This is a genomic window from Sorangium sp. So ce281, assembly GCF_051527395.1.
GTDB lineage: Bacteria > Myxococcota_A > Polyangia > Polyangiales > Polyangiaceae > Sorangium > Sorangium cellulosum_B.
The window spans coordinates 1933499-1946642 of the sequence record NZ_CP150322.1 but is presented as its reverse complement, the minus strand read 5'-3'; the positions used below and the strand labels follow the sequence as shown (position 1 = coordinate 1946642).

The following is a 13144-nucleotide window of genomic DNA, read 5'->3' as shown; positions in this document are numbered from 1 at the left end:
AGCCGTCGAGACTACCGCCCGATCTGGACGTTCTCAAGGACGCCGAGAGCGTCGGGCACCAGCACCGCGGCGGAGTAATAGGTGCTCACAAGGTACGAGGTAATGGCCTTCCCGTCGGTCTCCATCCTGCGGGCCGAGACACCGGGCTCGATCTCCTCGGGGAGGCCCGTGCGGTGGAGGCCGATGACGCCCTGATGCTCCTGCCCCGTGCGCATGACGAGGATGGAGCTCGTCTTGTCCTCGTTGATCGGGATCTTGTCGCAAGGGAGGATCGGGACGCCGCGCCACGCCGCGACCTGCGTGCCGGAGAGCTCGACGGTGGTCGGGTAGATGCCGCGGCGACTGCACTCCCGGTGGAAGGCGGCGATCGTGCGCGGGTGCGCCAGGAAAAACTGCGACTTGCGGCGCCGGGAGAGGATCTCGTCCATGTCGTCGGGCGTCGGGGGGCCGCTCCGGGAATGGAGGCGCTGCTTCAGGTCGGCGTTGTGCAGGAGGCCGAAATCACGGTTGTTGATGAGCTCGTGCTCCTGCCGCTCGCGCAGGGCCTGGACGGTCAGGCGGAGCTGCTCCTGGAGCTGATCCATCGGATCGTTGAAGAGATCCGAGACGCGCGTGTGGAGCCGGAGGACCGTCTGCGCGACGCTGAGCTCGTATTCACGCGGCGCGGTCTCATAATCGACGAACGTCCCCGGGAGCGCGCGCTCGCCCTTGTGACCGGCGGTGAGGGCGATCGCCGCCTGTCCGAGCTTGTCCTGCGGCCTCTTCCGCCGCTCCTTGAGCGACTCGACGTGCGCGTGGAGCGCCGGAGATCGCGAGATCAGCTCCTCGAAGACCCGCTGCGGGAGCTCGAGCACGATGCACGGCGTGACGGCCCTGACCGAGTAGGTCCATGCGTCGTTCGATTCGATGACGGACTGGTCCCCGAAATGGTCCCCATCCGCGAGGACGTCGAGGATCGTGTCGGCGCCGTACTTGCCGACGCCGAGCTTCTGGGCCTTTCCGTGCGCGAGCAGGAAAATCGTCTCCGCGGGCTTTCCGCGCTCGGCGATCAGCGCGCCGGGCTTGTACTCCCGCTGGACGAACCGGCTCGCCAGGGTGTCGAGCACGGCGTCGTCCGAGAAGCCTTGCAAGAGCGGCAATTCGCAGAGCTCCTGCGGGATCACCCCCACCTTCGCCCCGACGTTGCCGAAGCTGAGCCGCCCGTCGCCGACGGCATAACTCAGGCGGCGGTTCACGCGATACGTGCCGCCCGTGACCTCGATCCAGGGCAGGACCCGCAAGAGCCACCGGGACGTGATCCCCTGCATCTGCGGATGCGACTTGGTCGTCGTCGCGAGCTTTCGCGCCCCCAGCGTCCCGAGGCTCGAACGCTCCACATCGTTCCCGATCCCAGGTATTTCGGCGTTTGCCATGATGTACCTTTCCTTCTGCGCGCTTCGGAGAGCAGAGCGCTCCGCGTGTGCCCGCGTCTGCACGGGGCACACGCGGAGCGGCTACCGCTCGCGGTTCATTCGTGGGCGCGTCCGATCTCGACGCTCTCCAGGACGCCGAGCGCGTCGGGGACCAGCACGGCCGTCGAGTAATAGAGGCTGACGAGGTACGACATGATGGCCTTGTCGTTGATCCCCATGAAGCGCACGTTGAGGCTCGGCTCGACCTCGTCCGGAATGCCGGCGTGGTGCAGGCCGATGACGCCCTGGTTCTTCTCGCCCGCGCGCACGAGCAGGATCGAGGTCGTCCGCGTCTCCGAGACCGGGATCTTGTTGCACGGGAAGATCGGCACGCCGCGCCACGCCGGGACGCGATGGCCGTTCACCTCGATGCTCTGCGGGTAGATGCCGACGCGGCTGCACTCCTGGCCGAACGCCGCGATGGCCCGCGGGGGCGCGAGGAAGAACGACGGCTCCCTCCAGACCGTGGCGAGGAGCTCGTCCATGTCGTCCGGCGTCGGGGGGCCGCTGTGGGTGTGGATGCGCTGCTTCAGGTCGGCGTTGTGCAGGAGACCGAACTCGCGGTTGTTGATGAGCTCGTGCTCCTGGGTCTCCTTCAGGGCCTCGATGGTCAGGCGCAGCTGCTGCTCGGTCTGGTTCATCGGCTCGTTGAACAGATCCGCGACGCGCGTGTGGATCTGGAGCACGGTCTGCGCCACGCTGAGCTCGTACTCGCGGGGCGAGGTCTCGTAATCGACGAACGTGCCGGGGAGGACGGGCTCGCCGGAGTGGCCCGCCGCGATCTCGATCGCCGCCTCGCCCGTGTTGTCCTGCTTCTTCGCGGCGAGCGCCTTGAAGTTGTCGAGGTGCTTCTTCAGCGACGGGTGCTGGGCGACGAGCTCCTCGAAGACGTTCTGCTGGAGCGTCAGCACCGTGACCGCCGTGACGGCCTTGGCCGTGAACGTCCAGTAATCCTGCGTCTCCAGGAGCGCCTGGTAGCTGTAATGGTCGCCGTCCGCGAGAACCTCGAGCACCGTCTCATCGCCGTACTTGCCCGCGCCGATCTTGTTGACCTTGCCGTGGGCGATGAGGCAGATGTGATCGGCCTCCTTGCCGCGCTCGGTGATGACGTCGCCGGGCTTGTACTCACGCTGCACGAAGCGGTTCGCCAGCGCGGCGAGGACCTCGACGTCCTCGTAACCGCGGAGGAGCGGCAGCTCGCAGAGCTCCTGCGGGATGACCTGGATCTTCGCGCCGGTGTTCGTGAACGTCACCCGCCCGTCGCCCACCGCATAGCTCAGGCGGCGGTTCACGCGGTAGACACCGTTGACGTGCACCCACGGCAGGAGCTTCACCAGCCACCGCGACGAGATGCCCTGCATCTGCGGCGCCGACTTGGTCGTCGTCGCGAGCTGCCTCGCGGCCGCCGTCGCGAGGCTGGTCTGGTGCTGATCGATCGAACCCAGATTACCTGTGATAGACATGAGTCCCTCTTTCCCGGACGGCTAGGGCCGCCCGTGCTTCACCGGCACGGACCGCGCCGTACCCATCGAAAGATCCGCCTTCGCAGCAGGAGCCGCGGCGCCGGCTCTTCCGGCGCCGAAGAAGCTGCTGATACGCGCCGCAGAGGCGCCAAACCCACGCGCGCCCCCGATCGCCCGTTCGATCGGGTGGCGCTCGAGCTCCGCGTCCACGTACCGGCTCGTCACGACGTGCCAGTTGAGGACGCCAGCCATGTACAATCGCTGCTTCTCGACGTATCCGAGCACGGCCTCGCGTGCCGCCTCGCCGAGGTCGAACTCGTCGAGGATGCGAGGCAGCTCGGTCGCGACGATGTGCTCGAACTCCAGCACGCGCGCCGTGAGCAGGTCGTTGACGACCTCCTTGGCCCGCTGCGCGTCGCATTGGAGGAACCGCTCGACGACCAGCACGAGGTTGCTGAGCTCGCCCTCGAACTCGATCTCCTTGCGGTACGAATAGAGATCGTTGATCCACCCGCCCACGTCGGCGGTGGTGTTGTCGAGCCCTCGCATCGTCCGCGTGCGGAAGACCTCGGCCGGGACCACATCACCGAGCGTGAGCTTGGATAGGCTCATCGTGAGGTCGGCGCCGAACGTCTTGCGGCGCATCTCGACGTAATCGACCGGATCCGGGATCCGGTTCTGGGTCTGGTTCAGGAGCTCCCAGAGCCAGCTCCCGGTCATGGTCTCGACGCTGCGGCGGAGCGATTGCCGCGAGCTCATCGACATGGGGGAGGCTGTACGGATCCAGAGATCCAGCAGGCTGCTCTCCACCGGGTTCTCTGGCACCGGGGCGCCCGCGCAGTCGAGGGGCATGAACATCGAGAGCCGGGCAGAGAACCGCTTCGCGCCCGCGATGTCCCGCGTCGCGCCGAACAAGAGCGGGAAATAATCGTCGCCGTACGTCCCCCAAGTCAGCCAGCCCGAGCTCAGGTCGAGCTCGTGCGGGGACGCGTCCGGGTGAATGCCCGCAGCGCAGATGGGGAAATCGAAGCCGATGAACCTGCGCTCGTCCCAGATCCCGGACCCGAAGACGCCCGGCACCACGTCGAGCATCGCGAACTTGCGGGCCCACTCGAGGGTGTTCCGGCGCGCCGCGGCCAGATGCGGGCTCAGGCGGAGCTTGAACGGCATGGTGATCTTCGGGAGCGGCGTCCTGCCCACGGGCTGGAACGGGGCGTGGGTGAGGGTCTTGATCCGCTGCAAACCCAGGGCGCCGGGCGTGAGCCTGATCCGGAACGCCGAGGTGCCGAGCCCCGTCGGCGCCCCGAGGACATCGGGGACGCTCGCGGATTTGTCCGCGTTTTCGTTCATGTAGCGGCTCGACCGCATGTGCCATTCGTGGCCGCCGGACTGCCAATCCTGAAGCCCCTTCACGTACCTGGCGACGTCGAGGGCCTGCGCCGGCGTCAGCCCGTACTCCACGCAGAGCGCCGGCACCTCGACGAGCGCCGTGTTCTCGAATTGCTGGAGCCGCGACGTCAGGATCTCGTTCGTCAGATCGGCCGCCTTTTGCGTGGGGACGCCGAGGAAACGCTCGAGGACGAGCACGCAGTTGGCGTTCTCCCCTTCGACCTCGACCTCCCGCTGGTACGAGAACAGGTCATTGCGCAGGTGGACGCCGTCCGAGAACGTGTCGCGCAGGACCTCGAGGGGGCGCGTCGCGGCGACGGCGGCCGGGACCTCGGCGCCCACGGCGATCTCGACGAGGCCCGCGGACCAGGGCGCGCCGCCGACCTTGCGGCGCATCTCGATGTATTCGACCGGGTTCGCGACGCGGTTCTCCTGGATATTGGCGAGCTCCCACATGCATTCGAGCATCAGGTTCTTCGTCGCCTCGAGGAAGCGCTCGCGCCAGTGCACCGAGGTGAGCGGGACGGTCCGCGCCCAGAGGTCCGCGAGCGCGCGCTCGACCACGTTCGTCGGCTCCGGCGGCGTCCCCGTGGGCACGACGGGCATGAAGAGCGGCAGGCGGTCGAGGTACGCCTTGGCGCCGCGCATGTCCTTGGTGCGCTTGTAGATCTCGAGGAAATGGTCGTCGAAGAAGAACACCCAGACATACCAGTCCGTGATCAGATTGAGCTCGGGCGCGGGCGCGTCGGGGTGGGTGTACGCGCAGAGCAGCGCGTAATCGTGCGCGTCGAGGTCGCGCTCGGTCCAGATGGGTTTTTCCTGCGGGTTCTCCTCCAGGATACCCATCTCGTAGGACCAGGCTTTGGTATGCGCGCGCGCACCTTCGAGGTGCGGATTGATGCGCGCCGGATACGGCATGTAGAAGTCGGGCAGCGTGAAAGGTTGCATGTTCGCTGACTTCTCTCGCGCGACGTCGATATGGGCGACGCGGGCGACCTGAATGTCTTGGCGGTCTGTATTCCGGACGCACCTCGGCCGCTCGCGCGCAGACGTGCGACGACGCGTTGGTGGGGCTCTTCCGTACAGACCGTTCGGGATCGTTCGGACGGGGCGGATCTAGACCAGACCAGCGCTCCGACCAAATTAATGATGACGAGCTCCGGATCGCAGGAACTCGAAGACTGCTGCTTGGTGCGGAACCGCTCGGGCGCCGCGGCGACCGCTTGAGCCCCGCGGGCGGGCTCAGTCATGACACGCTCACCAGCGGGGCCGGCCCGGCGGCCTGTGAGCCTCCGACAGCAACCACGTTTCAGCGCGCTCGTTTGCCCTCACCGCCCGGTGGTGTGGTACCTACCCCGCCCTGCCAGAAGGCTGGAACCGCCAAGGCGCCACAAGACGCCAAGATTTTTGTGTTCTTCTTGGCGTTTTGTGGCGCCTTGACGCCACGGACTCAATCGACAACCCGGGGACCCGGCCGATGAGCTGGACGGCACGCTCGGATCCAGGTGGCCGCCACCCGGACGTCCGCCAGACGAGGGCAACCGGTACACGACCGTCGCCTGCTCCTCGTCGATCTCCACCCGTGCCACCAGGGTTCGGATCAACTGACGGCGCCCCTGCCAATCGAGGTGCTCCAGACCCTGCCCAACGCGCTCGGCGAAGTCTTGCAGCCGCGTGACCACGGCGCTCAGGACCGCGTTGTGGGAGAGCCTGTCCTCGGCTTCCTTGGCGGCCTGCTCTGCCCTTCGGATCTGTTCGCGCAGGCGCTCGGCGCGCGGCCGCAGCTCCTCCAAGCAAATCGCGCCTGCCTCGTAGGCATCCAGCAGCCGTTTGAGGCTGCGCTGGTGGTGGACGACCCATCGCTCGGCTTGAGCGCGCTCGAGCTGCGCATCAGTCGCGGCGCCGTCGTCGGCACTGCGGCGCAGCCACTCCTCTTCGAGTCGTTCGGGCTCTTGCAGCACCTGCCGCACCGAATCCCAGACCTGCGCGTCCAGCATCTCGGCGCGTACCGAGGGGTTGTTGCAAGCACGCGCAGCTCCGTCGCGCACCGCTTGCACACTGTTGCAGCAGTAGTAGCGGTAGATGACCGAGCTCGACGGCTTCGAGACCGATCGGCCGCAGAAGGCGTAACCACAGCGCGCGCAGACAACGAGGCCCTGCAGCAAGTAGCGTTGCCCTCGCGCGTGCCGCTGCGACAGCTGCCTGTTACGCATCATCTGCTCGCCCGCGGCGGCAAAGACCTCGGCCGACACGATCGGCGGCACCGGGATCGAGATCCACTGGTCGGCCGGTCTTCGCCGGAATGTCCTCGCACTACCGCGCGCTATCCGGAGCTTGCTCCGTCGAGGTCGAAGCGGCCGCGACTCAACCGACTCGCGCTTGCCGTAGGCGGCTTGTCCCATGTAGGCCGGGTTGCGGAGCAGCTCGTACACCCTTGCCCCTCTCCAACAGCCACCCCTGGGTGTCGGGATCTGCTGCGTGTTGAGCCGGCGCGCGATCGCCTGCAGAGGCATCTGCTGGTGCACGAAGGCGTCGAAGATGGCGCGCACGACGTTCGCCTCCGACCGCACGACCTCGTAGTGCGCCGACTCGGCATCCGAGCGACGCACGTAGCGGTAGCCATACGGAGCGGTCGACAGCGGGTTGACCATCCCTTGCCTGGCCCGGTGCAGCTTCCCGCGACGGCATCGCTCCGCGAGCCGCGCTCGCTCGTACTCGGCGAGCATCCCTTGGACCTGAACCAGCAGCTGGTCCTCGGCGTTCACCCCGGACGCGCCTTGCAGAAACACGACCGTGACGCCGCGTGCAGAGAACTCTTCGAGCAGCAGCACCTGGTAGGCGTAGCGTCGCGCAAGTCGGTCGGGGCTGTGGACGTACAGCAGATCGACCGCCCCCTCGGCGATGCGGTCGCGAAGCCGCTCCAGCGCCGGCCTGATCAGCGTTGCGCCGCTGCACCCATCGTCGACGTACACGTCTGCCGGCAAGACGTGATGGCCATCGGCCAAGGCTCGCTCCTTCAGCGCCGCCACCTGGCTGTCGACCGTGGCCTGCTTGGTCTGCCGATCCGACGAAACACGCGCGTACAGCGCGACCTTCTTCATGCAGCCTTCCCTCCCTTGCCACGCGCTCGAGGCACCTCAGTCGGCTGTCGCCGCGCCAGCGCGTCGACCTCCGAACGCACCTCGCGCCGGGTCGGCGGCACCACGATGGCGTAGGCCAGCTTCAGCTGCTCCGCCGACCGGTGCGTGGGCTCAAATGTGACCTCGATGCGTCTGCTGCGCCGCATGCCGCGCGGCCTAGCAGGCGCGCCACGGGCCTCAGCCAGGCGACGTGATGCGCCCCGACTCAGCCACCGCTCCCCCCGTCTCCGCCGCCAGGCTTCCGAGCTCGGCAGGCGCGTGGTGGCCTACAGGACGAGCGGGCGATCGAAGCCCGCCACTGGAATTTGTCGATTGAGTCCGTGCCGTCTTGGCGGTTCAAAAGACCCCACCTTCGGCCAGAGTACCCCCCCCACCACCCACCGCCGCGTCCAGCTGCTCGGAGCGCTGCGTCCGCTTCGCGGCCGCCCTCGTTTCGTGTCAGTGATCCCTGGCCGGATTTCTGACAGACGGAGCTGGGCTATACCCGCGCCGTCTCCTCGAGCTCCTTGCCGCGCGTCTCCGGGAGGAGCCACAGGATGAGCGCGAGCGCGACCAGCGGGAAGAGCGCCGTCGCGGACACCGCCGGTCCCCAGCCGATCTGCTCCGCGGCGAAGCCGACGGCGATCGGAGAGAGCATGTAGCCGATCCGGCCGAGCAGGTTGTTCGACCAGGCGATCGCGTCGCTCCGGAGGTGCGTGGGGAAGAGCTCGGTCATGTAGGCGTTCAGCACGGGGAGCACCCCGCTCGCGCCGAAGATGGCGAAGACCAGCGCGGCCGTGAGCCCGCCCCGCGAGCCCAGCGAGTAAGCGCCGAGCACGCCGGCCGCCGCCAGCACATAGATGACCACCGCGCCCTTGCGGCGGCCCACCACGTCGATCAGCTTGCCCGAGGCGAAGATGAGCGGCATCGAGACGAGCGCGGCGAACGTGATGCTGCCGCCCACCTCGCCGTCGCTGAGCCCGCGCTCCCTAAGCGCGAACGTCTTCCAGAACGTCACCGCGTTCTGGGTGCAAACGTACGTGAGCCCCCAGATCAAGGCGAGCTGCAGCATCCGCCCGCGGTACGGCGTGCGCAGGATGCGCGTGAACGACGGCGTCCCCTCCCCCGCCCGCTCGGCCGCGGCCTGCTCGAACCGCGCCGTCTCGCGCAGGCCGCGCCGCGCGACCGCGATGAGCACGAGCGGGATGCCGCCGACGAGGTACACGCTGCGCCACCCGTACGGCGTCGCGAGGAGCAGCGGCACGACGCCCGCGCACACGATGGATCCCAGGCTCGAGAACGCCTGGATGACGCCGATCACCATCCCGCGCCGATCGCTCGGGTACTCCTCGGCCGCGTACACCATGCTGACCGCCCACTCCCCGAGGAGGAAGATGCGCGCGAGGAGCTGCAAGACGGCAAAGACATAGACGTTCGGCGCGAACGCCGTCAGCACGGAGAAGATCGTGTACCCCGCGATGGTGACCGAGAGCACCCGCCGCCGCCCCCACTGGTCGGCCTTGCGCACGAGGAGATACGCGATCATCGTGCCCGAGTTGATGACCCCGACGAGGAGCCCCTCGTGGCGGGGCAAGAGGCCCATCTGCGCGCCGAAGTTGGGCAATATCTGCGTGAGCGCGAGGAAGTCGTAGCCCTCGAAGAACGAGGCCACGCTCAGGAACCAGAACAGCCGCCGCTGGTACGGCGTGAACGGCGTCTTCTGGTGCGGGGCAGCTGTCGTCATATCACCTGATCCTTCCGAGCGGGCGCTCATAGACGCGATAACGCCGGTAAGGCGCGCCCTCGGCCGACGCCGAGCTCGAAATCCGGCAGCCGGATACGGTGGTTCGCCGGAGGCAGGCCGGCGCTCGCGGGCGTGGCGGCGGCTGGGTGCGTGTCGCGCGGGGCGGTCACATGACGTCTCCTGGCCAGCTCCCTAGCGCAGACGGGCCGCCGCGGGAACAGCGGCCGCAGGGAGCGCCCGCGAGCGCGGAATCTGCGCCGATGCGCACGCCTTGCGGCCGAGCGCGCCGGCCCGCCGCGGCGTCCCGCGGTCGCCCTGCGCGCCGAGTCGGCTCGTCCCCGCCGCCGGGCCGTCGATCGCCGCTCCGGCCGAGACGTAGCGGCACCTGCCTTGCAAAGCGGCGGTCGATGTTCGAGGATCGATGAACCGGTCCGGCGATAGATGACCCACGAGCAAGATCCCATGACGGAAGGGCAACGGCGAGATGAACCGCCGGCGCCGCCGGCGCGCGAGCGAGCGCGCCGCGGGCGCGGCTCCACAGGAGCCTTGCTCCTCGCGCTCTGCGTCGCGCTCGGCGTGGCCGCCGGGCTCGGCGGGTACACCTTCGTTTATGCGAAGGGCGCCTCGTACCTGGGGAGCGATCCGGCGGCGTGCGCCAACTGCCACATCATGAACGAGCAGTTCGCCGGGTGGCAGCGCTCCAGCCACCGGGCCGTGGCAGGGTGCAACGACTGTCACGCGCCGCACACGTTCCTGGGGAAATATGCCACGAAGGCGTCGAACGGGTTCTGGCACTCCTTCGCCTTCACCTCGGGCCGCTTCCCGGACCCGATCCGGATCAAGCCCAGCAATCTACGCATCACGGAGGAGGCCTGTCGCGGGTGCCACGGCGACGTCGTGGGCGCGATCGACAGCGAGCACCACGGCGCCGCGAGGCTCTCGTGCGTGCGCTGCCATGAATCGGTGGGCCACCTGCACTGAGGGGCGCCCGCTGCACGAGGGATGGAATCGATGACGGAGCCGAAGGACGAAGGATCCACGCAGGAGAGCGCGCGCACCGGGAGGCCGCCGGCGCGCTGGCGCTACCTGCCGCTCGCGGCGCTCGCCGCGGCGGCGGCGACCGCCGGGATCGCCGCGCTGCTGGTGAACATCTTCGAGCACAAGCAGGAGGCGAAGAGCCCGTTCTATCGCGTCGTCGAGCTTGACGATACGATAGACGACCCGGCCGTCTGGGGGAGGAACTTCCCCCTCCAGTACGACGGCTACCGGCGCACGGTCGACCAGAAGCGCACGCGCTTCGGCGGGAGCGAGGCGGTGCCGCGCACGCCGACGGAGGCCGATCCGCGCAGCGTGGTCGCGCAATCGAAGCTCGAGGAGGACGGGCGGCTGAAGACGATGTGGGCCGGCTACGCCTTCGCGCGCGACTTCCGGGAGGAGCGCGGGCACGCCCACATGCTCGAGGATCAGGTGTACACCGAGCGGCAGATCGCGGCGAAGCAGCCGGGCACCTGCATTCACTGCCATGCGTCCGTGTACGTGCCGTACAAGAAGCTCGGCGGCGGCGACCTGATGCGCGGGTGGGAGGCGATGAACCAGATGCCCTTCCCCGAGGCGCGCAAGCTGGTGACGCACCCGGTCTCGTGCATCGATTGCCACGACCCCGAGTCGATGCAGCTCCGGGTGACGCGGCCCGGGTTCATCGAGGGGATCCGCGCGCTCAAGGCGTCGATGGGCCAGGCCGATTACGACGTCAACACGATGGCCACGCGCCAGGAGATGCGCTCGTACGTCTGCGGCCAGTGCCACGTGGAGTATTACTTCAAGGGCCCGGAGAAGCGCCTCGTGTACCCGTGGGCGAAGGGCCTCAAGGTCGACGAGATCTACGCCTACTACGAGGAGAACGGCCACGCGGACTGGACGCACGCGGAGTCGGGCGCGAAGGTGCTGAAGGCGCAGCACCCGGAGTTCGAGATGTGGAATCAGGGCATCCACGCCCGCTCCGGCGTGGCCTGCGCCGACTGCCACATGCCGTACCAGCGGGTCGGCGCGACGAAGATCAGCGATCACCACGTGCAGAGCCCGCTCCTCAACGTGAACCGCGCGTGCCAGACGTGCCACAAGTGGCCCGAGGACGAGCTCCGGCAGCGCGTGGAGACGATCCAGTCGCGCCATTTCGAGGCGCGTAACCGGGCGATGGACGCCGTGACCGCGCTCATCAGCGACATCCGCCGGGCGAAGGAGGCCGGGATGGCCGAGGAGGCGCTCGCGGGCCCGCGCGCGGCGCAGCGGAAATGTCAGTTCTTCGTCGACTTCGCCGAGGCGGAGAACTCGTCCGGCTTCCACGCGCCGCAGGAGGCGATGCGCATCCTCGCGTCCGCCATCGATATCTGCCGCCGAGGGCAGCTCTCGCTGCGCGACGGAACCCCGCCCGAAGAGTGACCGAACCAACGCGGACGTTCACGCGGACTGACGAGCTGGACCATGACTCCAGAGCTCCGGTGGAGCGTGAGTGTGTCCCTCATTGCATTTGACGCGATTCGGTCCAAAGCTCGACGCATCGCGAGATAGTGCTTGGATAATTCGTTTGAGATCCGTACGGTGTCGCCGAAAGGGGAAGACGCCATGACAGTTTGCCGCAATCGTTCGAGCGCCGTCGCCGCGCTGAGTGCCGCCTTTGCGCTCGTCTCGACGTCGTGCGCGTCCGGCGATCCGGGCCCGCCGGCGGCCGGAGTGATCCACGTTTCGCACGTGGGCAAGGATACGGTCAGCACGTTCCTGAACCGGCTCGCGACGGAGACTGGCCAGGTCGTCGTGACCCGCGCCAGCGTCGATGACGCCTGGCAGAGCGTCGCTCTGAAAGAAGAGCCCGGGGCCTCGCTCCACCTCGTGGAGGGGCCGCTGCCCAGCGCGGCGCTCCCGGGCGAGCGCGCGCGCGTCGGCGGGATCGCCGCCGTCGCCGTCCCGACGGGCCGCGACCCCCATGACTGGCTCGGCTCGCACCGCCTTCACGCGGAGCCGATCGGGGCGCACGAGGTGGTCCTGTCGCGCGCTCCGGGAGGGCTGGGGACCCGCGCTCCGGCCGGGGCGCGCGCGCGGCTCGACGGCGACGCCGCCGAGGTCCCCGAGCTCCCCGAGCTCCACATCGACGCCGCGTTCCTCGAGGCGCGGCTCAAGGAGCTCTCCGGCGCGGCGCCCGTGACCGTCGGCGGCCGCTCGGCGGTCATCCGCGAGCGCGGCTCCGAGGACGGACGCGCGCTCGCCCGCGCCTGGATGCGTCAGCAATACGAGGCGATCGGGTTCACCGTCGAGGAGCACGCTTATCAAAGCGGCTGGAGCCAGGGCGTCAACCTGACGGCGGACAAGCCCGGCGCCGATCGGTCGCGCGTCCTCATCCTCTCGGCGCACTACGACTCCATGAGCAACGCCGGCGCGGACGACGACGGCTCCGGCATCGTGTCGTCGCTCGCCATCGCCCACGCGCTGAAGGACGCGAAGCTGAGCATCGGGCTCCGCGTCGTCGCCTTCGATCAAGAGGAGGACGGCCTCCTGGGCTCAAAGGCCTACGCGAGCAAGCTCTACCGGAACGGGCAGATGGCTCAGGTGGTCGGCGTCCTGGATCTGGAGATGACGGGCTACGACTCCAACGACGACGGGCACTATCACGTCATCCACTGCAACGAGAACACGTCGTCCGATCTGGCCGCGCTGGTCGAGGAGGCCGCGTCGCACGGCGAGCTCGGCCTGACCCGGGTGGACGCCTGCACGAACCGCAGCGATCACGCGGCGTTCTGGCGCTACGGGGCGCCGGCCGTGGCCATATCGCAGGACTTCTTCGGCGATGACGGCAACCCCTGTTACCACCAGCGCTGCGACCGGGTCGATCGGCTCAACTGGGACTACATGCGGCGGCTGACCGAGGCCGCCGGGCGCGCGGCGGCCAAGCTCCTGATGAAGTAGCTCGAGCGATCCCGGCGCGCC

At 68.4% G+C, this 13144-nt stretch carries 8 protein-coding genes; 3 read left to right on the top strand and 5 right to left on the bottom strand.

The window, feature by feature from the left end; translation table 11 throughout:
* Positions 1-11: 11 nt before the first annotated feature.
* The 5 genes from WMF27_RS07345 to WMF27_RS07325 form a co-directional block, all read right to left on the bottom strand.
* A complete protein-coding gene (locus WMF27_RS07345) occupies positions 12-1412 on the bottom strand; it encodes a family 2B encapsulin nanocompartment shell protein (protein WP_437769630.1) in 1401 nt (466 codons plus the stop codon).
* Positions 1413-1507: 95 nt separating this feature from the next.
* On the bottom strand, positions 1508-2914 hold the full coding sequence (locus tag WMF27_RS07340) for a family 2B encapsulin nanocompartment shell protein (protein ID WP_437769631.1): 1407 nt from the start codon (positions 2912-2914) through the stop codon (positions 1508-1510).
* A 21-nt stretch (positions 2915-2935) separates the two neighbouring features.
* Positions 2936-5251, bottom strand: coding sequence for a family 2 encapsulin nanocompartment cargo protein terpene cyclase (locus tag WMF27_RS07335; RefSeq protein ID WP_437769632.1), 2316 nt, complete (start codon positions 5249-5251; stop codon positions 2936-2938).
* Between the two features lie 380 nt (positions 5252-5631).
* Positions 5632-7404 (bottom strand): recombinase family protein, encoded by a 1773-nt coding sequence (locus WMF27_RS07330; protein ID WP_437769633.1) that lies wholly within the window; start codon positions 7402-7404, stop codon positions 5632-5634.
* Positions 7405-7921: 517 nt separating this feature from the next.
* Positions 7922-9166, bottom strand: a complete 1245-nt coding sequence (locus WMF27_RS07325; RefSeq protein WP_437769634.1) for an MFS transporter — start codon at positions 9164-9166, stop codon at positions 7922-7924.
* Positions 9167-9628: 462 nt separating this feature from the next.
* Here WMF27_RS07325 and nrfH point away from each other — a divergent pair, with 462 nt between their 5' ends.
* The 3 genes from nrfH (at position 9629) to WMF27_RS07310 (ending at position 13123) form a co-directional block, all read left to right on the top strand.
* Positions 9629-10147 carry a cytochrome c nitrite reductase small subunit gene (gene nrfH, locus WMF27_RS07320; protein WP_437769635.1) on the top strand — a complete coding sequence of 173 codons (519 nt, stop codon included), beginning with the start codon at positions 9629-9631 and terminating at the stop codon, positions 10145-10147.
* A 30-nt stretch (positions 10148-10177) separates the two neighbouring features.
* Positions 10178-11605 (top strand): ammonia-forming cytochrome c nitrite reductase subunit c552, encoded by a 1428-nt coding sequence (locus tag WMF27_RS07315; protein WP_437769636.1) that lies wholly within the window; start codon positions 10178-10180, stop codon positions 11603-11605.
* Positions 11606-11788: 183 nt separating this feature from the next.
* Positions 11789-13123, top strand: coding sequence for a M28 family metallopeptidase (locus WMF27_RS07310; RefSeq protein ID WP_437769637.1), 1335 nt, complete (start codon positions 11789-11791; stop codon positions 13121-13123).
* Positions 13124-13144 lie beyond the last annotated feature (21 nt).

Bases quoted from the DNA above. Each gene is read 5' to 3' on its own strand.
- WMF27_RS07345 (WP_437769630.1), bottom strand. From the start codon at position 1,412: ATGGCAAACGCCGAAATACCTGGGATCGGGAACGATGTGGAGCGTTCG.
- WMF27_RS07340 (WP_437769631.1), bottom strand. From the start codon at position 2,914: ATGTCTATCACAGGTAATCTGGGTTCGATCGATCAGCACCAGACCAGC.
- WMF27_RS07335 (WP_437769632.1), bottom strand. From the start codon at position 5,251: ATGCAACCTTTCACGCTGCCCGACTTCTACATGCCGTATCCGGCGCGC.
- WMF27_RS07330 (WP_437769633.1), bottom strand. From the start codon at position 7,404: ATGAAGAAGGTCGCGCTGTACGCGCGTGTTTCGTCGGATCGGCAGACC.
- WMF27_RS07325 (WP_437769634.1), bottom strand. From the start codon at position 9,166: ATGACGACAGCTGCCCCGCACCAGAAGACGCCGTTCACGCCGTACCAG.
- nrfH (WP_437769635.1), top strand. From the start codon at position 9,629: ATGACGGAAGGGCAACGGCGAGATGAACCGCCGGCGCCGCCGGCGCGC.
- WMF27_RS07315 (WP_437769636.1), top strand. From the start codon at position 10,178: ATGACGGAGCCGAAGGACGAAGGATCCACGCAGGAGAGCGCGCGCACC.
- WMF27_RS07310 (WP_437769637.1), top strand. From the start codon at position 11,789: ATGACAGTTTGCCGCAATCGTTCGAGCGCCGTCGCCGCGCTGAGTGCC.